This window comes from Amycolatopsis sp. 3B14 (assembly GCF_050958625.1).
Lineage (GTDB): Bacteria > Actinomycetota > Actinomycetes > Mycobacteriales > Pseudonocardiaceae > Amycolatopsis_E > Amycolatopsis_E thermoflava.
Window position 1 is genome coordinate 42,102 of the sequence record NZ_JBHZEN010000009.1, and the last position, 18,862, is coordinate 60,963.

Genomic DNA, 18,862 nt, shown 5'->3' on the forward strand with positions numbered 1-18,862 from the left:
GCCAGTCGCGCGTCGATGAATGACCCGTTCACTCCTTCGCGAACGGGTGCGCCGGTGGCGCCGCGATGAACGGTCCATTCATCCCTTGAGAGCGGGTCAGCATGTCATGGCTTGATGAATGGTCCGTTCATGCTGCCACCGCGAGGTCTGTGGTGGGCGGATGAACGGTCCGCTCATGCCTTCGAGCCGGTGGGCATCTCGCGCCCCGATGAATGGTTCGTTCATCGGTTCACCGGTGGCCCAGTCGCGCGTCGATGAACGACGCGTTCACGCCTTCGCAAGCGGGCGGGCCGGTGGCGCCGCGATGAATGGTCCATTCATCCCTTGGCAGCCGGTCAGCACGTCATGGCTTGACGAATGGTCCGTTCATACTGCCACCGCGAGGTCTGTGGTGGGTGAATGAACGGTCCGTTCATGCCTTCGCGTGTGGCTGGGCATGTCGCGCCTCGATGAACGGTACGTTCACAGGTTCGCAGGTGGGCCAGTCGCGCGTCGATGAATGGTCCGTTCACGCCTTCGCAAGCGGGCGGGCCGGTGGCGCCGCGACGAACGGTCCATTCATCCCTTGAGAGCAGGTCAGCACGTCATGGCTTGACGAATGGTCCGTTCATGCTGCCGCCATGGGGTCTGTCGCGGGTGGATGAACGGTCCACTCATGCCGTCCAGCGGATAGGCATGTCGCACCCCAATGAATGGTCCATTCATAGGCTCGCGGGTGGGCCAGTCGCGCGCCGATGAATGGCCCGTTCATCGCCGGCCGGTAACGGCTCAGCAGGCAGGACCGGCGATCGCGCGGCGGAACAGCGCCTCGATGTCCGAAGTAGAGGGTGTGCCGTCCGCGATCGCCAACTGCATCAGCAGACCGCAGAACAGTCCGGCGAGCAGGCGCCCGGTCAGCGGGTCCGTCCGGGAGCCGAACAGCTCGATCAGCGCGTCGTCCCACGCCGCGCTCACCGGGCGCAGCCGGGGGCGGTGCATGGCCGCCACGTAGAGGTCGTACTCGACCACCGTGTGCGGCCCCTCGTCCCGCACGTACCGCATCACCAGCTCCGCCAGCGCGGCCGCGAAGTCCGTGTCCGGCGGCACGCTGCGCTCCCACTCCCGCAGGCGGCGGACGTTGTCCTCGGCCGCCTGGCTCAGCGCGACCTCGAGCAGGTCGTCCAGCGTCCGGAAGTGGTACGTCGTCGAGCCCAGCGGCACCCCCGCGGCCGCGGCGACCGCCCGGTGGGTCAGCCCGTCGATCCCCCGCTCGGCCACCACGTCGATGGCGGCGCGCGCGATCTTCGTGCGCCGTCCGGGATCGTTGGGACGCTGCCGGCGCGATCCGGCCGCCTGCCCTGACACCACCGCGCACACCCCTCACCTGCGAATACTCCCGGTTAACACGATCGTAGCCGACGAGTATGGACATCCGTACGCACTCTCATGTACAAATGTACGCACTGACGTGCCGCGCATCACATTCTCCGCGCCGGCGTTGCCCGCTACCGCATCGGAAAGGGCTCATGAAGGACCTGTACATCGACGGGAACTGGACCGAGGGCCGCGACGGGTCCCGCACCGACGTCCGCAACCCCTACGACGCCTCCGTCATCCAGACGGTCGCCCTCGCCGGCCCGGAGGACGTGGACCGGGCCGTCACCGCCGCGCGAGCGGCGTTCCGCCCCGGCTCGCCGTGGCGCCGCACCACCGCGGGCGAGCGCGCCGAACTGCTCCGCCGCATCGCCGACCTGCTGGTCCGCGACCGCGAGGACATCGCCCGCACGGAAACCGTCGACACCGGCAAGACCCTCGCCGAGGGCCGCATCGACGTCGACGACGTGGTCGCCGTGTTCCGCTACTACGCAGCGGCGATCGCGCAGGAAGCCGGGCGCGTGGTGGACACCGGCAACCCGGCCGCGATCAGCCGGGTCGTGCACGAGCCGGTGGGTGTCTGCGCGCTGATCGCCCCGTGGAACTACCCGCTGCTGCAGATCTCCTGGAAGATCGCCCCCGCGCTGGCGGCGGGGAACACGATGGTGCTCAAGCCGAGCGAGCTCACCCCGCTGACCACCATCCGGCTCGTCGCGCTCGCCGAGGAGGCCGGTGTGCCGCCGGGCGTGGTGAACCTGGTGCTCGGGCCGGGCGCGGTCGGCGCGGCGATGGTCGAGCACCCCGGGGTCGACCTGGTGTCGTTCACCGGCGGGCTGGCGACCGGCGAGAAGATCATGGCCGCCGCGGCGCGCGGCGTCCGCCGGGTGGCGCTGGAACTCGGCGGCAAGAACCCCAACGTGGTCTTCGACGACGCCGACTTCGACACCGCCGTCGACCACGCCCTCAACGCCGCGTTCATCCACTCCGGACAGGTCTGTTCGGCGGGCGCGCGGCTGATCGTGCAGGACGGGATCCACGACCGGTTCGTCGGCGAGCTCGCCCGGCGTGCCGAGCGGATCCGGCTGGGCAACGGGCTCGACCCGGACACCGAGTGCGGTCCGCTCATCTCCGAGCAGCACCGCGCGAAGGTCGAGGGCTACATCGCCGGGGCGATCGCCGACGGCGCCACCCTGCGCGCCGGCGGCACGCGACCCGAAGATCCCGCGCTGCGCAACGGTTTCTTCCTCCGGCCCACGGTGTTCAGCGACTGCACCCGCGACATGGCCGTGGTGCGCGAGGAAGTGTTCGGCCCGGTCGTCACGGTGGAACGGTTCGGCACCGAGGCGGAGGCCGTCGAACTGGCCAACGACACCGACTACGGACTCGCCGGCGCGGTGTGGACCTCCGACGCCGGCCGCGCCCAGCGCGTGGCCGGGGCGCTGCGCCACGGCACGGTCTGGATCAACGACTACCACCCGTACCTGCCGCAGGCGGAGTGGGGCGGCTTCGGCAAGTCCGGCATCGGCCGCGAACTCGGCCCGTCCGGCCTGCACGAGTACCGCGAGACCAAGCACATCTACCACAACATCGATCCCCGGCCGCAGCACTGGTTCAAGGGCTGACCGGGACTCCCCTCTCCACGCCGCAGTACTGAAGAGGAGGCGCGCGTGAGCACCAGCAACGACCACGGACTGTCCGAGTTCGGGTACCGGCAGTCCCTCGACCGCAGCATCGGCAAGTTCGCCAGTTTCGCCGCCGGGGTCAGCTACATCTCCATCCTCACCGGCACGTTCCAGCTGTTCTACTTCGGCTTCGGCACCGGCGGGCCGGCCTACTGGTGGTCCTGGCCGATGGTCTTCGTCGGGCAGATCGCGGTGGCCCTGTGCTTCGCCGAGCTGGCCGCCCGCTACCCGGTCGCCGGTTCGGTCTACAACTGGTCGAAGAGACTCGCCGGGCCCACCACGTCGTGGCTCGCGGGCTGGATGATGTTCACCGCCTCCGTGGTCACCCTGGCCAGCGTGGTGCTGGCCTACCAGGTCACGCTGCCGCAGCTGTGGTCCGGCTTCCAGCTGGTCGGCGACGGCAGCGGCGCGCACGACTTCGGGATCTCCGCGGTGATCTGGGGCGCGGTGCTGATCCTGTTCACCACGCTGGTCAACGCCTTCGGCGTGAAGCTGATGGCGCGCATCAACAGCATCGGCGTGTTCATCGAGCTGATCGCGGCGGTCCTGCTGGTCGTCATCCTCGCCGTGAACGCCGTGCGCGGCCCCGGTGTCTTCGTCGACACGCACGGGCTCGGCGAGGGGCACACCGGTGGCTACGCCGGCGTGTTCCTGGTGGCCGCGATCGCCTCCGCCTACGTCATGTACGGCTTCGACACGGCGAGCTCACTGGGCGAGGAAACGGTCAACCCGCGGCGCACCGCACCGGTGGCGATCCTGCGCGCGGTCATCGCGTCGTTCGTGATCGGCGGGCTGATCCTGTTGTTCGCCATCATGGCCGCGCCCGACCTGGCCGATCCGCGGCTGGGCACGTCGTCGGGCGGGCTGCAGCTGATCGTGCTGCAGGTGCTCGGCGGGCCGCTGGGCAAGGTGTTCCTGTGCTGCATCGTCGTCGCCATCACGGTGTGCGCGCTGGCCGTGCACACCGCCGGCATCCGGCTGATGTTCGCGATGGCCCGCGACAACGCGCTGCCGTTCGGGGTGCGGCTGGCCCGGATCAACGCCAAGACCGGCACCCCGGTGGTCCCGGCGATCCTCATCGGCGCGGTCGCGGTGGCCATCCTGCTGGTCAACATCGGCACCCCGCAGATCTTCACCGCGGTCACCAGCGTCGCGGTGGTGATGATCTACCTGGCCTACCTGCTGGTGACGGTGCCGATGCTGGTCAAGCGGCTGCGTGGCGGGTGGTCGGGCCGGGACGCGGGCGGGCACTTCTCGCTCGGGCGGTTCGGGCTCCCGGTCAACGTCGTCGCCGTGCTGTGGGGCGCCGGGATGTCCGTGAACCTGGCGTGGCCGCGCGAGCAGATCTACGGCGGCGGGGTGCTGCGCTGGATGGCCCTGATCTTCATCGGGATCGTCGCCGCGATCGGCCTGGCGTGGTTCCGGCTCCGGGGCCGCCACCGCCTCGGCACGCTCCCCGAACACCAGGCCGACCGTGGCGACCGGCTCGTCGACGAGCTTTCCTGAGGAGGACGAACGTGAGCACCGAGAACTACGACTTCATCATCGTCGGCGGCGGCTCGGCCGGGTGCGTGCTGGCCAACCGGCTCTCGGCCGATCCGAAGGTGAAGGTGCTGGTGCTTGAGGCGGGCCGGTCGGACGCCAAGTGGGACGTGTTCGTGCACATGCCCGCCGCGCTCACCTTCCCGATCGGCAGCCGCTTCTACGACTGGGGCTACCGCAGCGAGCCGGAGCCGTTCATGAACCGGCGGCGCATCTACCACGCGCGCGGCAAGATCCTCGGCGGGTCGAGCAGCATCAACGGCATGATCTTCCAGCGGGGCAACCCGATGGACTACGAACGGTGGGCCGCCGACCCGGGGATGTCCCAGTGGGACTACGCGCACTGCCTGCCCTACTTCCAGCGCATGGAGAACTGCCTCGCCGATCCGCCGGACGGGCGCTGGCGCGGGCACGACGGCCCGCTGGAGCTGGAACGCGGACCGGCGTCGAACCCGTTGTTCCAGGCGTTCTTCGACGCCGCGGAGCAGGCCGGGTACCCACGCACGGACGACGTGAACGGCTACCGGCAGGAGGGGTTCGCGCCCTTCGACCGGAACGTGCGCCGCGGCCGCAGGCTCTCCGCCGCCCGCGCCTACCTGCACCCGGTGCGGCACCGGAAGAACCTGACCGTGCAGACCCGCGCGTTCGTGTCGCAGGTCCTGTTCCGCGGCAACCGAGCCGTCGGGGTCGAGTACTCGACCGGGCGGAGCGCGCCACGCGAGGTGTACGGCAAGGAGGTCGTGCTGTGCGGCGGAGCGATCAACACGCCGCAACTGTTGCAGCTGTCGGGCGTGGGCAACGCGGCCGAGCTGCGCCGGCTCGGCATCGACGTGGTCCACGACCTGCCCGGAGTCGGTGAGAACCTGCAGGACCACCTCGAGGTGTACATCCAGTACGCCTGCAAGGAACCGGTGTCGATGCAGCCGCACCTGGCGACGTGGAAGCGCCCGCTGATCGGCGCGCAATGGCTGTTCCTGCGGTCCGGTCCGGGCGCCACGAACCACTTCGAGGGCGGCGGTTTCGTGCGCAGCAACGACACCGTGGCCTACCCGAACCTGATGTTCCACTTCCTGCCGATCGCGATCCGCTACGACGGCTCGGTGCCCGCCGGTGGGCACGGCTACCAGGTCCACGTCGGACCGATGTACGCCGACACCCGGGGCAGCGTGAAGATCACGTCGACAGACCCGCGGCGGCACCCGGCGCTGCGGTTCAACTACCTGTCCACGGAGAACGACCGGCGCGAGTGGGTGGAGGCCGTGCGGGTGGCCCGCAAGATCCTCAACCAGCCCGCGCTGGACCGCTACAACGGCGGCGAGATCTCCCCCGGCCCCGGCGTGGAGACCGACGAGCAGATCCTGGACTGGGTGGCGAAGGACGCGGAGACCGCGCTGCACCCGTCCTGCACGGCGAAGATGGGCGTCGACGACATGTCCGTCGTGGACCCCGGCTCGATGCGGGTGCACGGCACGGCGGGCCTGCGGGTCGTGGACGCCTCGGTGATGCCCTACATCACCAACGGCAACATCTACGCGCCGGTGATCATGACCGCGGAGAAGGCGGCGGACCTGATCCTCGGCAACACGCCGCTCGCGCCGATCAAGGAGCCCTTCTACCGGCACAGCACCGGCTGAGACAGCGACAGGTGCGGCGCCAGCGCGCGCAGGAAGTCCGGCGCGTCGAATGCCGCGCCCGCGGAGAGCACGCCGGTCGCCCTGGTCCGTCCACTCAGGATCCGGGCGACGGCCTCCACCGCGAGCGGCGCGCTGATCGCGTAGATGTCCTGCCCGGCGGCGGAGATCCGGCGCTCCTCGGCACCGCGGCGGACCACGACGTCCACGACGAAGGTCTGTGCCGAGCGGCCCCGCTCGTCGACGGCGGACGGGGCCGTGGCGCCGGGCGCGGCCAGGTCCGCCGCCGCCTTGGCCGTCATGTAGGTGCGCACCTCGGGCACGTCCAGGTGGGTGGGGACGGCGACGATGTCGGCCATGCTGAACTCCCCGATGACGTCCTGCGGCCCGAGTGGCGCGGGGAACTCCCACTCCAGCGCCGGCAGGGCGTCGTCGTGGTACTCCAGCCGTCCGCCGGTGTAGCGGACGCGCCGGTCGTCCCGGCGCTGCCGCGACACCGCGCCCGCGGCGAGGGTTCCGGCGGTGGGGTGCCAGCTGCTCAGGCCGTAGGCGATGTGCACCTCGTCGGCCGCTGTCCAGTCCCCCATGGCGGCGGTGACCAGCAGGTCGCCGAGACCGCCGAAGAACGCCATCGCCGGGACGACCACGTTGTCCCCGGCCCGCTCCGCGAAGTGCGCGAAGGTGTCGGCGTTCGCCTCGATTTCGGCGGCCACGTCGACGTACGGGATGCCCGCCCGTAGTGCCGCCTCGACCAGCGGGGCGGCGGTCGTCGCGAAGGGCCCCGCGCAGTTGATCACGGCGTCCGCCCCGGCGAGGGCGCGGTCCAGGGCAGCCGGGTCGTCGACCGGCGCCGGCCGCACCTCGAGGTCCGGCTGCGCCACCGCCAGCAGCTTCTCCCGGTCGCGGCCCAGCAGCAGCGGGACGTGCCCGCGCTCGCGCAGCTCCGCGACCACGAACCGCCCGGTGTGCCCGTACGCCCCGTACACCGCAACCCGTCCCATGCCTGCTCCCACGTGCTCGAAGTGATCCACTGCGGACAATCCTGTCCGGCCGGGCCGCCGCTGCCCAGTGTCCGGAACGACACGACCCGTACACTTTCGGACATGACCTCCGTCGCCGTCGCCACCACCGACGGCATGCTGCACTTCGAGCTGGCGCTGGCCTGCGAGGTCTTCGGCTCGCCGCCGGATGCCGTGCGCGTCCCGTGGTACGACCTCAGCGTGTGCGGCCCGCGCCCGGTGCGGGCCGGCCGGTTCCGGGTCGAGCCGGACGGCGGTTTCGACCGGCTGGCCGAGGCGGACACCGTGATCGTCCCCGCGCTGGCCGACGTCGACGAGGACCCGCCCGCCGACCTGGTCGACGCGGTGCGCGCGGCTCACGAGTCCGGCGCGCGCGTGGTGTCCCTGTGCACCGGCGCGTTCGTGCTCGCGGCGGCCGGCCTGCTGGACGGGCTGCGCGCGACCACCCACTGGGCCCACACCGACGACCTCGCCGCGCGCTACCCGCGGATCGAACTGGACCCGGACGTGCTCTACGTGGACAACGGCCGCGTGCTCACCTCCGCGGGCAAGGCGGCGGCGATGGACCTGTGCCTGCACGTGGTCCGGCTCGACCACGGTTCGGCGATCGCCAACGTGGTCGCCCGCCGCCTGGTCGTGCCGCCGCACCGGGAAGGCGGGCAGGCGCAGTTCGTCAGCACGCCGGTGCCGGAGGACGACGGCCATCCGCTGGCCGAGCTGCTGCCGTGGGTGATGCGGCGGCTGGACCAGCCGTTGACGGTGGAGGACCTGGCCCGCCAGGCGAACCTGAGCTCACGGCACCTGGCGCGGCACTTCCGCGCCGTCACCGGCACCACCCCGCTGCGGTGGCTGCTCGCGCAACGGATCCGCCGCGCGCAGGAGCTGCTGGAGAGCACGGACGACAGCATCGACGCGATCGCCGCCGCGGCCGGCATGGGCACCGCGACGACGCTGCGCCGCCACTTCCACCGCGCGGTCGGGGTGCCGCCGGACACCTACCGCCGCACGTTCCGCGCCTGACGTTCGGACCTGGCGATCAGCCACCACGCGCCGGCCGCGCCCGCGAGGTAGGCGGCGCCGAGGAGCAGGAAGGACAGGCCGGGGCCGCGGTTCCAGTCCGTGACGGTGCCGAGCACGACGCTCATCGCCGCGACGCCGACCAGCGTGCCGATCTGGCGGTTGGCGTTGAGCACGGCGCCCGCCACGTTCGCGTGTGCCACCCCGGCGAACTCGACCAGCGCGGCGGTCATCCCGGGCGAGATGATGCCCGCGCCGACGTTGGCCACCGCGACGGCGACGGCCAGCACCCAGTACGGCGTATCGGTCGACATTCCGGCCATGGCGAGCGACGCGACGCCGGCGACCAGCAGGAAGACTGTCAGCAGCACCCCGTTCGGGATCCGGCCCGCGATGCGCGAGTAGACCAGGTTGCCCAGCGGGAACCAGATCGTCATCGGCAGCAGCTCCAGCCCGGCGAGGAACGGGCCGGCGCCGCGGGCGTGCTGGAAGTACAGGCTGAGCATGAACATGCCGCCGTAGACGGCGAAGTTGAACGCGAAGCCGACCAGGTTCGCGCCGGTGAAACCCGCGCCGCGGAACAGGTTCCACGGCATGACCACGTGCTCGGCCCGCCGTTCGCGGGTGACGAGCGCGGCAGCGGCGAAGCCGAGCACCACGTACGCGGCCAGCACCGGGCGGGCCAGCCAGCCCAGCCGCGGGCCTTCGATGAGCGCGAAGCTCAGCGCGGCGAGGGCGGCGATCCACAGGACGTGCCCGGGCACGGCCAGCCGGACACGGCGCCCGTCGACCGGTGGGATGCAGCGCCGGGTCAGCAGGATGCCGGCGACGCCGATGGGCAGGTTGAGCAGGAAGATGCTGGGCCAGCTGAAAGCGCTTACCAACAGGCCGCCGAGGGTCGGCCCGAGCGCGGCCGAGGTGGCGACGATCGCCGACCAGAGCCCCAGCATCCGAGTGCGCCGGCGCTTGTCGGGGAACGAGAACACCAGCAGGGACAGGGAACTCGGCATGAACAACGCGGCGCCCGCGCCCTGGACGAGCCGCGCGGCGATGAGCACCCCGGCGGTGGGGGCGAGCGCGCAGGCGAGTGAGGCGGCGAAGAAGACCGCCATGCCGGCCAGGTAGACGGCCCGCGCACCGAAGCGGTTCGCCAGGCCGCCGGCGAGCATCAGCAGCGACGCGAACACCAGCACGTAGCCGTCGACGATCCAGGTGAGCTCGGACAGCGAAGCGTGCAGTTGCTGCTGGATCGCGCTGCCCGCGACGTTGACGACGGTCACGTCGAGCGAGGCCATGACGAAGCCCGTGGCGAGCGCGGCGAGTTTCAGACCAGAGGAGTCACGCACGGTTAGTACGATAGCCATCAAACTTCATGGTGGTCAAACTTCGACGATCATCGTAATATGGGTGCCGTGACGGACCGGATCAACGACCACCCCGCCGCGGAGGACATCACGCTGCAGGGCGTGCTCGACGCGCTGACCGACCCGGTGCGGCGCAGCATCGTGCGGCAACTAGCCGATTCCGGCGAGGACATGGCGTGCGGCACGTTCGACATCAACGTCACCCGGTCGACCAGCACGCACCACTTCAAGGTCCTGCGGCAGGCCGGGATCATCCGGCAGCACTACCGGGGCACGGTGAAGCTGAACGAACTCCGCCGGGCCGACCTGGAACGCGCCTTCCCCGGCCTGCTGGACACGATCATCGAGTCCGCCCGCCGGGAGGCGGGCCGTCAGCGCACGTCCGCCTGACCGCCCGGTGCGGGGCGGTCCCCGCGCAGGTACCGGGTCACCATGGCCACCAGCTCGTTCTCCAGCGCCTCGATCCCGGTGGTCCGCGGGTCGGCCATCGCGCGGTGCGTGTTCGTCTCCACGGTGAACACGATCAGCTCCGCCGCCGTATCCAGGTCCCGGACACCCACGTCCGGGTGACGGGCCAGCAGGTCGCGCACCTGCCCGACGCGCATCTTCCCGTGCCGGTCGATCGTGTCGAGCAGGTCCCGCGAAACCGGCGCCTGCTCGATCATGATCCGCAGCAGCTGGGGATCGTCGCGGTGGTTGTCGATCGCGTCCCGGACGAGAGCCCGGACCAGCGCTTCCAGCGTGCCCGGCGACAGGTCGAGCTGGTCGGCGGACGTCCACCGGCCGCGGTCGATGTGCCGCACCAGCAGTTCGGCGAGGATGGCGTCCTTGTTCGGGAAGTACTGGTACAGCGAGCCGATCGAGATGCCGGCGCGCTCGGCGATGCGGTTGGTGGTGCCGGCGGCGTAGCCGTGCTCGGCGAAAACGTGAGCAGCGGCGGTGAGGATGCGCTCGCGGGTCAGCTCCGCGCGCACCTGCCGGGGCTTGCGACGTGCTTGAAGGCGACGGTCGTCCGACGGCATCGCGCATCCTCCTCGTGGCGCGAAAAGCGAGTAGCCAAAAAGCTGAGCTATTGCTCAGAATAGTGGCATGACCTGCGCTGATGCACCACACCAGCTCACCACGGCGGACGAGGTCGAGTCCATCGTCGGGCGCCCGGCGCCGATGATCACGCTCAAGCAGATCTCCGCCCTCGACGAGGGGTGCCGGGCCGTCCTGGCCCGTTCGCCGATCGCGGCCGTCGGCTACCGGGACGCCGACGGCGCGAGCCGGACGACGTTCCTCGGCGGCGCGCCGGGGTTCGTCCGCGTCCACTCGGCCACCCGGATCTCGTTCACCCTGGACGGCGACGCGCAGGGCGCGATCTCGTTCTTCTTCCTCCTGCCGGGTGTCGGGGAGGTGTTGCGTGTCAACGGTTCCGTGGCCAAGCGGAAGGGCGAGCGGATCTTCGCCGACGTCACGGAGGCCTACGTCCACTGCGCGCAGGCCATCCTCCGGTCCAGGCTGTGGCAGCCCCGCGATCCGGCCGGGCCGTCCGCCGCGCCCGGGGGTGACGGTCCGCTGCGCGGGGTCGCCGATTTCCTCGCCGCGGCGCCGTTCCTCGCGCTGTCCACTTGGGACTCCTCCGGTGGGAGCGACACGAGCCCGCGCGGGGACCGGGAGGCGGTGGCGCGGATACTGGACGGCCGCACGCTCGTCATCCCGGACCGGAAGGGCAACAAGCGCGCCGACACGCTGCACAACCTGCTGCAGGACGACCGGCTGTCGTTCGCCGCGCTCGTCCCGGGGCGCGACGAGGTGCTGCACGTCCGCGGACGGGGCGCGATCACCGTCGATCCGGCGCATCTGGAGCCGCTGGCGCTGCGCGGAAAGCCGCCGCACGCGGCACTCCTCGTCACCGTCGAGGACGTCGAGATCGCCGCCAACAACGCGGTGGTGGACTCGCAGCCGTGGAACCCCGGCGTCGACCGGGCACCGGTGCCGGATCTCCTTGCCGTGGCGGGAAAACACGTGGCCGCGAACTCGGCGACGGCCGCGGGCGGCGCCTTCCTGCTCAAGGCGGTCCCCGGTGCGACCCGGCTGCTGCGCCGGGTGATGGACCGCACCTACCGCTCGGGCCTGCGGAAGGAGGGCTACGACGAGCCGCCCCGCTGAGCCGGGTTACGCGGTGAATCCGCCGTCGATGTTGAGGCTGGAGCCGGTGATGTACGCGGCTTCCGGTCCGGCGAGGTAGGAGACGAAGGCGGCGACCTCGGCCGCGGCGCCGTACCGGTCCGTCGCCATGACGCCGAGCATGGCCGGCGCGAGGCGGTGACCGCGAACCCGAGCCCGTGGCACGGCGTCACATCGGCCGACACGTTCGACGAGGGCGGCCGCATGGAGCTGCCCTCCGCAGGGCTGCCTGATGGCCAACAGCGTCGCCGCGCTGAGTGCGCAGGACGAAGACATGCGCACCCGCGCGTGCCGGCTCTACAGCGAAACGCTCACCCTGTTCAACCGGCGGATCACCGAAGCGCGCGACAGCGGCGAGATCGACGAGGACATCGACCCGGAGTCGACCGCACGCGCCCTGATCGCCGTCAGGCAAGGAATCGAATTCCTAACGCGATCTCGAGACGATGGAAGGCCTCATCGCCGAACCCGGCCCGTCAGCAAGCGCAATCGTGACGGACAGGGTTTTGAACCTGTACCTTCTTGACCCCCGTGCGACTCCGCAAGATTTCGACCTACCGGAACGCGCTTCAGATTCGCTCCTGTCCCGCCGAGGCGCTTGGGCGGCTGCTGCGGGCAACGAGCGTTTATCCAAGCTGTACGATCGGGCCATCAGCGAAATCCGGGGCAGCCGTCTGCGGCTCGGTCACCTCGTCGAGCGGCTGCTGGAACGCGGCATCCGCACCGGCGTCTTCCAGCCGACGACCGACAACGCCCTGCTCGCGAAGGTGCTGCTGAGCACGTGGACCGAGGTGGGCCGCTGGTACCACCCCGGCGGCCACCTCAGCGTGCCGGACCTCGCGGACGAATTCGCCGTGCTCGCGCTGCGCACGGCCGGTGCGGCAGCGCCCATCAGTGTTGAGCGATTCGCTCCTGCTTGACCCGTAGCCCGGCGGCCTCCCGGTCCCACGTGTCTGCGGTGACGCCGGCCGACCGCAGCCGGTGCTTTTCGATCTTGCTCGTGGGCGTCTTGGGCAACTCGTCGAGCACCCGGATGTAGCGCGGCACCATGAAGTGCGCCATCCGGTCGGACAGGAACGCCAGCAGCTCCGCCGGATCGATGACGGCCCCCTCGACCGGTGCGACGACGGCCAGCACGTCGTCCTCGCCGTGCGGGCTGGGCACGGCGACGACCGCCGCTTCGCGCACCGCCGGGTGGGCCAGGATCTCCGCCTCCACGTCGAACGACGAGATGTTCTCGCCGCGCCGCCGGATCGCGTCCTTGACGCGGTCGACGAAGAAGTACTCGCCGTCGGGGCTGCGGCGGAAGGCATCCCCGGTGTGGAACCAGCCGTTCCGCCACGCTCCCGCCGTCGCCTCGGGCATGCCCCAGTAGCCGGAGTTCATCGCCCAGGGCCGGTCGGTGCGCAGCACCAGCTCGCCTGGCGTCCCGTCGGGGACTTCCCGGTCGAACTCGTCGACGAGCCGTGCCTGCACGCCGCGGCGAACCCGGCCGCAGGTCCCGGGGGTCGTCGGATCGTCCTCGGAAATGATCGGGATCGACGTCTCGGTCATGTTGAACAGCGCCGTCACACGGACGCCGAAGCGACGGGCGAAACCGGCCACGTCGTCGTTCAACGGCACCATGAACACGTGCCGCAGGGGGTGGTCGCGGTCGCCGGGCGCGGGCGGCTGCTTGGCGAGGAAGGTCGCCATCACGCCGAGCAGGGTCACGTGGGTGGTCCCGGTCGTGCGCACCAGGTCCCAAAAGCGGGCGGTGTCGAACCGGTCGACGACCGCGATCGACGCGCCCTTCAGCAACGCCGCGTAGCAGCCGATCGTGCCGCCGGCGTGGAACAGCGGCAGGTTGATCATGTACCGGTCCTGCTCCCCGAACCGTTCGTCGAACGCCGCCGCGGCGGTTGTGGCGACGTGCGTGTAGGAGCACACCACGCCCTTCGACGGCCCGGTCGTCCCGGACGTCAGGATGATCGCGTAGGGGTCCCAGGGCTGGATCGGCGCTTCGGGAACCACCTCCGGTCCGGCGTCCGTCCACTTGCGACTGGTCAGCGGCACCACGTGGTCCAGTTGCCCGCCCTCCAGCGTGGCCAGACGCGGTACCAGGTCCGGATGAGCGACCATCACCCTGGCGCCGGACAAGCGGATCGCGTGCTGGAGCAGACCGCCGCGGTAGGCGGGGTTGAGCGGCATGTAGATCGCGCCGAGCAGGTTGGCGCCGTACCAGACGCGCAGCGCGTCCGGACCGTTCGGCAGCCAGGACAACACGCGGTCGCCGTGCCGGACGCCGAGCGCGGCCAGTTGACGGGCAACCGCGTTGGCCGCCCGCCAGGTCTCGCCGTAGGTCCAGCGGCTGCCGTCCTGGAACACCGCGTGCACGGTGTCCCCGCGCTCGCGGGCGTGCCGCCGCAACAGCAGCCCCAGCACGCACTCCTCCGGCCCGGGCACGGCCGAACTCCACCAGTCCATGTCACTGCCTCGCTTCCGTCGGATCAGCGGGGTCGCCGGACGGGCTCCCCCCAGCGAACGCCCCCAGGTACGCCTGGCGCAAGCCGGGACCGCGCAGCAGGTCCGGACCGGGCCCCTCGGCGACGATGCGTCCGTTCTGCATCACGAAACCCCGGTCGGCGATGCTCAGCGCCCGCTCGACCACCTGCTCGACCAGCAGAAGGCTCAGCCCTTCGGCGCGCAGCACCTCGATCGTGTCGAAAACGCGGTCGACCATCACCGGCGCCAGCCCGAGGGAGGGTTCGTCGAGCAGCAGCATCCGCGGCTCGCGCATGAGGGCCTGCCCGATGACCAGCATCTGCTGTTCACCACCGCTGAGTACTTCAGCCTGCGCGGACAGGCGGGCCCGCAGGAACGGGAACAGCCCGAGCACCCGGTCCAGCCGGTCGCGTTGCTCCGGCTTGCCGAGACCGGACCGCCACAGCCCGAGGTCGAGGTTCTCCCGCACGGTGAGCCCGCGGAAGATGCGCCGTCCCTCCGCCACGTGCACGAGTCCCCGTCGCACGACGGTCTCCGGCGCCGCGTGGCTCAGGTCGGCTCCGTCGAAGGTGATCCGGCCGCGGCTGGGGTGCCGCAGACCGGAGATGGTGCCGAGGAGCGTGCTCTTGCCTGCCCCGTTCGCGCCGACGAGCGCGCAGACCTGGCCCGGCTCGACAGCCAGGGTGATGTCTTCGACCACCGGTGCCGATCCGTAGCCGGCGGTGACCCCGGACAGTTCGAGGAGAGGAGTCATCAGCGCCCCAGGTAGACGTCGAGAACACGGTCGTCGGTCAGGGCCGTCGCCGGCGGCGCCGACAGCAGCGTCGCGCCCTCGTGCAGCACCGTGACCGCGTCGGCCACCTCGGCGACGAGTTCGATGTGGTGCTCGATGAGCACGACGGTGACGCCGTCGGCGCGGATCTCCCGCAACAGCCGTCCCAGCGCGTCGAGTTCGGTCATCGACAGGCCGGCGGCCGGCTCGTCGAGGAGCAGCAGGCTCGGACGGGCCATCAGCGCGCGGCCGATCTCCAGCAGCCGCTGCTTGCCGTGCGGAAGCGCACCCGCCTGCTGCCCCGCGACGTCGCCCAGCCCGACGAACCGCAGGTAGGCCATGGCTTCTGCGGTGAGCGCGGCGACCTCCCGGCGGGCAGGCGGCAGGCCCGCCGCGATCACCACCGCGGCCGACCGCTCCCGCGCGTAGGCGCCGAGGAGGACGTTGTCCAGCGCGCTCAGTTCCGGCAGCAGGCGCGGCGTCTGAAAAGTGCGGCCGACGCCGGCGCGGGCCATCCGGTCGGGCGACCGCCGGGCCATCGCCCGCCCTCCGAGCCGCACGGTGCCGTCGTCGGCGCGGACGTAGCCGGTGATGGTGTTGAGCAGAGTGGTCTTGCCGGACCCGTTGGGCCCGACCACCGCGTGGATGGTGCCGGCGGGTACCGCCAGATCGGCGGACCGCAGGGCACGGACGCCGCCGAAACCCTTGACCAGGCCACGGGCCGTCAGGCTGAGCGCGTCCCGCCGCGGCGGCCGGGGCGGATCCGGGAAGCACCCGGCCACCGGGGCCGGGGGCCGGCGGGAGCGCCACCAGCGCGACCAGGCGCCGGCGATCCCGTGCGGAGCGTAGACCGCGACCACGAGCAACGCCGCGCCGTAGACAAGCAGGCGCCATTCGGCCAGCGCTCCCAGCAACTCGGGCAGCACGAAGAACGCCAGCACGCCGACGACCGGACCGCCCAGCCGTCCCGCCCCGCCGACGATCACCACGAGCAGGAAGAAGACCGAGAAGTCGATGGTGAAGTCGTCCGGTGTCACCATGCCCTTGAGCCCCGCGAGCAACGCGCCCGCCGCGCCGGCGAGGACCGCGCTGAGGAAGAACGCGAACACCTTGAGCCGCACCGTGTTCGCGCCCGCCGAGCGGGCCGCCTCCTCGGCATCGCGAACGCTGATGAGCGCGCGGCCGACTCGTGAGCGCACCAGGTTCCGCAGCACCAAGTACGTGACGACGACGAAGGCGAGCACGAGCCAGAAGAAGCCCGCGTCGTCCAGCGGCAGCCCGCCTGCCTCCGGGCGCGGCACGCCGAAGATCCCGGAAAAGCCACCAGTGATCGCCCGCATCTCGACCAGCAGGCCGTTGACGACCATTCCGAACGCCAGCGTGATGAGGGCGAGGTACCAGGCGCTCAGGCGCAGTGCGGGCAACGCCATCAGGCTGCCGACCAGTCCCGCGCCGAGCATCGCGACCGGCAGGGCGGCCCAGAACGACCACTCGTGCGCCGTGGTCAGCACCGCCGCGACGTAGGCGCCGACGGCGACCAGCGCGCCGTGGCCGAGCGAGACCTGCCCGGCGTAGCCGAACAGCAGGTTCAGCCCCATCGCGACAAGGACGTAGATGCCCACCAGCGTCGCCAGGTACACGACGAACGGGTCACCGGCGACCAGGGGCAACGCCGCCGCGGCCCCCGCGGCGAGCGCGATCCCGGCTGCCCTGGCCCGCGGCCCGCCGGCCACCCAAGGCCGTCGTGCGGCCAGTGTCGCGTCAGACATGGCGCAGCACCCCGCCCGCACGCCGGAGCCCGGTGGGCCGGACCATCAGGACGACCACGACGACTCCGAAGAGGACCGCGGTCTGCATGCCCGGCGAAACGTAACGCGCCCCGGCAGCTTCGACGACGCCGAGCAGCCAGCCCGCGACCAGCGCGCCCCGGTGGTCGCCGACGCCGCCCACGATGGCCGCGAAGAACCCGCGGATGAGCAGGCCGAACCCCATGGTCACCGACGCCAGCAGCAGCGGTGCGGCGAGCACCCCGGCGAGCCCGGCCAGCGCGCCCCCGGCCAGGAACGAGATGCGGCCGATCCGGTCCGGCCGGATCCCCTGCAGCCGCGCCGCGTCGCGGTCCGCGGCGACCGCCCGCACCGCGCACCCGAACCGCGTCCGGTCCCCGAGTTCGAGCGCGACGACGAGCACTACGACCACGCCGATCACCACGAGCTGGTAACTGCTGATCTGCAGCCCCAGCAAGTCGATCGGCCGCAGGGACAACGGCTCGGGTGGCGCCACCGATCGCGGTTCCGCGGTCCAGATCCGGCCCGCGACCTGGCTCAGGACCAGCGAGAAGGCGAGCGTGGTGATGACCCAGCCCGCGGCGTGACTGGACCGGCGCAGCACGGGCGCGACGGCCAGCCGTTCCTCGAGCAGCGCGACCAGGCCGACGACCACCACCACGCAGACGAGCGCGATCGGCCACGGCAGGCCCCCGAGGCCGGTCGCGGCCATCAGCATCGCCCCGACCATCACCAGGTCGCCCTGCGCGAAGTTGAGCACGTTCGTCGGCCGGTAGAGCACGTTGAACCCGATCGCGACGAGCGCGTACAGGCTGCCGAACGTCAGCCCGGGGACGAGGACCTCGCTGACCGGGTTCACGAGGCCAGCTCCCGGAAGATGCCGCCCGCGGACGCCTCGTCCCGGGCCGAGAGCAGCGTCGCGATGGCGATCGCGTCGTCACCGATTCCACAGTGGACATCGACACCGCGCATGTCGGCAACTTCGGCGGGGAGCGCTTCGCCGGGCAGTCGCACCTCGGCGCGATGATCCCGATGCTGACCCCGGCCTGGGCCATGCTGCCCACCAGCAGGCACGAAGCAGCCTGCGCGTCCGGTAGTGCCGCGGCACTGGCCGCGATGGCGGAGATCGAGGCCGGGCGGTACGACGTCGTCCTCGTCGTCGGGGTCGAGCTGATGCGCAACGTCGCGGGTGAGGAAGCGGCACGCAACCTCGGCTCCGCGGCGTGGACACCCGAGGAACTGGATTCCGGCGAGCTGCCCTGGCCGCACCTCTTCGACCGCATCAGCCAGGAGGTGGACCGCCGGTACGGGCTCGACCAAACCCACCTCAACCGCATCGCCGAGCTCAACCGCAGCAACGCCCGCCGCAACCCGCTGGCACAGACCCGTGACTGGACGGCCGAACCCGGCCACTTCGACGCCGACGACATCGCCAACCCCATCGTCACCGGCCGCACCCGGAGGAGCGACTGCGGCCGGATCACCGACGGGGCGAGCGCGATCGTGCTGGCCGGCAGCCGGTTCACCGAGGCCTGGCAGGGCGGGTCGCCCGGCCGCAGGGCCAGCCAGATCAGCGGATGGGGCCACCACACCGCACCACTACCCCTGAGCGCGAAGTTCACCCACGAGGGGCGCTACCTGTTCCCGAACGTCCGGCAAGCGATCACCGACGCCTACGGCCGGGCCGGCGTGCGTGGACCGGAAGAGCTCGACGTGATCGAAACCCACGACTGCTTCACGATCACCGAGTACGTCGCGATCGACCACTTCGGACTCACCGATCCCGGGAAAGCCTGGCAGGCCATCGAGGACGGCCACATCGACTTCGACGGGCGCCTGCCGGTGAACCCGTCGGGCGGCCTGATCGGCGCCGGGCACCCGGTGGGTGCCACCGGAGTCCGGATGCTGCTGGACGCGCACCGGCAGGTGACCGGAACCGCCGGCGACTACCAGGTACCGGGGGCACGCACCGCCGCGACCCTCAACGTCGGGGGCAGTTGCAGCACGGCGGTGAGCTTCGTGGTCACCGGGTGACCGGC

The 18,862-nt window shown here is 71.3% G+C and carries 18 protein-coding genes; 9 read left to right on the forward strand and 9 right to left on the reverse strand.

All coding sequences use genetic code 11. The features are described 5' to 3' along the window. Positions 1 to 768 precede the first annotated feature (768 nt). The gene (locus ACCP09_RS06315; RefSeq protein WP_433743860.1) at positions 769 to 1,356 is read right to left on the reverse strand and encodes a TetR/AcrR family transcriptional regulator; all 588 of its coding nucleotides are present in this window, start codon (positions 1,354 to 1,356) and stop codon (positions 769 to 771) included. 149 nt (positions 1,357 to 1,505) lie between these two features. Here ACCP09_RS06315 and ACCP09_RS06320 point away from each other — a divergent pair, with 149 nt between their 5' ends. The 3 genes from ACCP09_RS06320 to betA are packed head-to-tail and all read left to right on the forward strand — an operon-like array spanning position 1,506 to position 6,211. Then, the gene (locus tag ACCP09_RS06320) at positions 1,506 to 2,975 is read left to right on the forward strand and encodes an aldehyde dehydrogenase family protein (RefSeq protein ID WP_433743863.1); all 1,470 of its coding nucleotides are present in this window, start codon (positions 1,506 to 1,508) and stop codon (positions 2,973 to 2,975) included. Positions 2,976 to 3,020: 45 nt separating this feature from the next. Further along, complete coding sequence (locus ACCP09_RS06325) at positions 3,021 to 4,541, forward strand: APC family permease (protein WP_433743866.1); 1,521 nt, start codon at positions 3,021 to 3,023, stop codon at positions 4,539 to 4,541. A gap of 11 nt (positions 4,542 to 4,552) precedes the next feature. Beyond that, entirely contained in the window at positions 4,553 to 6,211 is a 1,659-nt protein-coding gene (betA, locus tag ACCP09_RS06330; protein WP_433743869.1) for a choline dehydrogenase, read from the forward strand. Here betA and ACCP09_RS06335 read toward each other — a convergent pair. Then, the gene (locus tag ACCP09_RS06335) at positions 6,190 to 7,209 is read right to left on the reverse strand and encodes a saccharopine dehydrogenase family protein (protein ID WP_433743872.1); all 1,020 of its coding nucleotides are present in this window, start codon (positions 7,207 to 7,209) and stop codon (positions 6,190 to 6,192) included. The genes betA and ACCP09_RS06335 overlap by 22 nt on opposite strands. A 102-nt stretch (positions 7,210 to 7,311) precedes the next feature. Here ACCP09_RS06335 and ACCP09_RS06340 point away from each other — a divergent pair, with 102 nt between their 5' ends. Further along, the gene (locus ACCP09_RS06340) at positions 7,312 to 8,247 is read left to right on the forward strand and encodes a helix-turn-helix domain-containing protein (RefSeq protein ID WP_433743875.1); all 936 of its coding nucleotides are present in this window, start codon (positions 7,312 to 7,314) and stop codon (positions 8,245 to 8,247) included. On the opposite strand, the gene ACCP09_RS06345 is transcribed toward ACCP09_RS06340, so the two are convergent. Further along, positions 8,223 to 9,590 carry an MFS transporter gene (locus ACCP09_RS06345; RefSeq protein ID WP_433743878.1) on the reverse strand — a complete coding sequence of 456 codons (1,368 nt, stop codon included), beginning with the start codon at positions 9,588 to 9,590 and terminating at the stop codon, positions 8,223 to 8,225. The two genes, ACCP09_RS06340 and ACCP09_RS06345, sit on opposite strands and share 25 nt — an antisense overlap. Positions 9,591 to 9,647: 57 nt before the next feature. On the opposite strand from ACCP09_RS06345, the gene ACCP09_RS06350 reads away from it, so the two are divergent. Next, positions 9,648 to 9,998: an ArsR/SmtB family transcription factor gene (locus ACCP09_RS06350; protein WP_431906779.1), complete on the forward strand. Its 351-nt coding sequence runs from the start codon at positions 9,648 to 9,650 to the stop codon at positions 9,996 to 9,998. Here the strand turns inward: ACCP09_RS06350 and ACCP09_RS06355 are convergent. Beyond that, positions 9,980 to 10,630 (reverse strand): TetR/AcrR family transcriptional regulator, encoded by a 651-nt coding sequence (locus tag ACCP09_RS06355; protein ID WP_433743883.1) that lies wholly within the window; start codon positions 10,628 to 10,630, stop codon positions 9,980 to 9,982. The genes ACCP09_RS06350 and ACCP09_RS06355 overlap by 19 nt on opposite strands. A 67-nt stretch (positions 10,631 to 10,697) precedes the next feature. Between ACCP09_RS06355 and ACCP09_RS06360 the strand changes: the two genes are divergently transcribed. Then, the gene (locus ACCP09_RS06360) at positions 10,698 to 11,762 is read left to right on the forward strand and encodes a pyridoxamine 5'-phosphate oxidase family protein (RefSeq protein ID WP_433743886.1); all 1,065 of its coding nucleotides are present in this window, start codon (positions 10,698 to 10,700) and stop codon (positions 11,760 to 11,762) included. Positions 11,763 to 11,768: 6 nt separating this feature from the next. On the opposite strand, the gene ACCP09_RS06365 is transcribed toward ACCP09_RS06360, so the two are convergent. Continuing rightward, positions 11,769 to 11,891, reverse strand: a complete 123-nt coding sequence (locus ACCP09_RS06365) for an SDR family oxidoreductase (protein ID WP_433743889.1) — start codon at positions 11,889 to 11,891, stop codon at positions 11,769 to 11,771. Positions 11,892 to 12,009: 118 nt separating this feature from the next. Here ACCP09_RS06365 and ACCP09_RS06370 point away from each other — a divergent pair, with 118 nt between their 5' ends. After that, a complete protein-coding gene (locus ACCP09_RS06370) occupies positions 12,010 to 12,306 on the forward strand; it encodes a TetR family transcriptional regulator C-terminal domain-containing protein (RefSeq protein WP_433744140.1) in 297 nt (98 codons plus the stop codon). Then, positions 12,287 to 12,700, forward strand: coding sequence for a hypothetical protein (locus ACCP09_RS06375; protein ID WP_433743892.1), 414 nt, complete (start codon positions 12,287 to 12,289; stop codon positions 12,698 to 12,700). Before ACCP09_RS06370 ends, ACCP09_RS06375 begins: the two co-directional genes overlap by 20 nt. On the opposite strand, the gene ACCP09_RS06380 is transcribed toward ACCP09_RS06375, so the two are convergent. Genes ACCP09_RS06380 through ACCP09_RS06395 form a run of 4 tightly spaced genes read right to left on the reverse strand, consistent with a single transcriptional unit; the run spans position 12,672 to position 17,682 of the window. Further along, positions 12,672 to 14,246: an AMP-binding protein gene (locus ACCP09_RS06380; protein WP_433743894.1), complete on the reverse strand. Its 1,575-nt coding sequence runs from the start codon at positions 14,244 to 14,246 to the stop codon at positions 12,672 to 12,674. The genes ACCP09_RS06375 and ACCP09_RS06380 overlap by 29 nt on opposite strands. 1 nt (position 14,247) lies before the next feature. Then, positions 14,248 to 15,018, reverse strand: a complete 771-nt coding sequence (locus tag ACCP09_RS06385; protein WP_433743897.1) for an ABC transporter ATP-binding protein — start codon at positions 15,016 to 15,018, stop codon at positions 14,248 to 14,250. Then, the gene (locus ACCP09_RS06390; RefSeq protein ID WP_433743900.1) at positions 15,018 to 16,805 is read right to left on the reverse strand and encodes a branched-chain amino acid ABC transporter ATP-binding protein/permease; all 1,788 of its coding nucleotides are present in this window, start codon (positions 16,803 to 16,805) and stop codon (positions 15,018 to 15,020) included. Before ACCP09_RS06390 ends, ACCP09_RS06385 begins: the two co-directional genes overlap by 1 nt. Beyond that, the gene (locus ACCP09_RS06395) at positions 16,798 to 17,682 is read right to left on the reverse strand and encodes a branched-chain amino acid ABC transporter permease (protein ID WP_027935230.1); all 885 of its coding nucleotides are present in this window, start codon (positions 17,680 to 17,682) and stop codon (positions 16,798 to 16,800) included. Before ACCP09_RS06395 ends, ACCP09_RS06390 begins: the two co-directional genes overlap by 8 nt. A gap of 92 nt (positions 17,683 to 17,774) precedes the next feature. Here ACCP09_RS06395 and ACCP09_RS06400 point away from each other — a divergent pair, with 92 nt between their 5' ends. Next, positions 17,775 to 18,857 (forward strand): acetyl-CoA acetyltransferase, encoded by a 1,083-nt coding sequence (locus tag ACCP09_RS06400; protein ID WP_433743903.1) that lies wholly within the window; start codon positions 17,775 to 17,777, stop codon positions 18,855 to 18,857. Positions 18,858 to 18,862 lie beyond the last annotated feature (5 nt).

Bases quoted from the DNA above. Each gene is read 5' to 3' on its own strand.
- ACCP09_RS06320 (WP_433743863.1), top strand. From the start codon at position 1,506: ATGAAGGACCTGTACATCGACGGGAACTGGACCGAGGGCCGCGACGGG.
- ACCP09_RS06335 (WP_433743872.1), bottom strand. From the start codon at position 7,209: ATGGGACGGGTTGCGGTGTACGGGGCGTACGGGCACACCGGGCGGTTC.
- ACCP09_RS06340 (WP_433743875.1), top strand. From the start codon at position 7,312: ATGACCTCCGTCGCCGTCGCCACCACCGACGGCATGCTGCACTTCGAG.
- ACCP09_RS06350 (WP_431906779.1), top strand. From the start codon at position 9,648: ATGGGTGCCGTGACGGACCGGATCAACGACCACCCCGCCGCGGAGGAC.
- ACCP09_RS06355 (WP_433743883.1), bottom strand. From the start codon at position 10,630: ATGCCGTCGGACGACCGTCGCCTTCAAGCACGTCGCAAGCCCCGGCAG.
- ACCP09_RS06360 (WP_433743886.1), top strand. From the start codon at position 10,698: ATGACCTGCGCTGATGCACCACACCAGCTCACCACGGCGGACGAGGTC.
- ACCP09_RS06365 (WP_433743889.1), bottom strand. From the start codon at position 11,891: ATGGCGACGGACCGGTACGGCGCCGCGGCCGAGGTCGCCGCCTTCGTC.
- ACCP09_RS06380 (WP_433743894.1), bottom strand. From the start codon at position 14,246: ATGGACTGGTGGAGTTCGGCCGTGCCCGGGCCGGAGGAGTGCGTGCTG.
- ACCP09_RS06385 (WP_433743897.1), bottom strand. From the start codon at position 15,018: ATGACTCCTCTCCTCGAACTGTCCGGGGTCACCGCCGGCTACGGATCG.
- ACCP09_RS06390 (WP_433743900.1), bottom strand. From the start codon at position 16,805: ATGTCTGACGCGACACTGGCCGCACGACGGCCTTGGGTGGCCGGCGGG.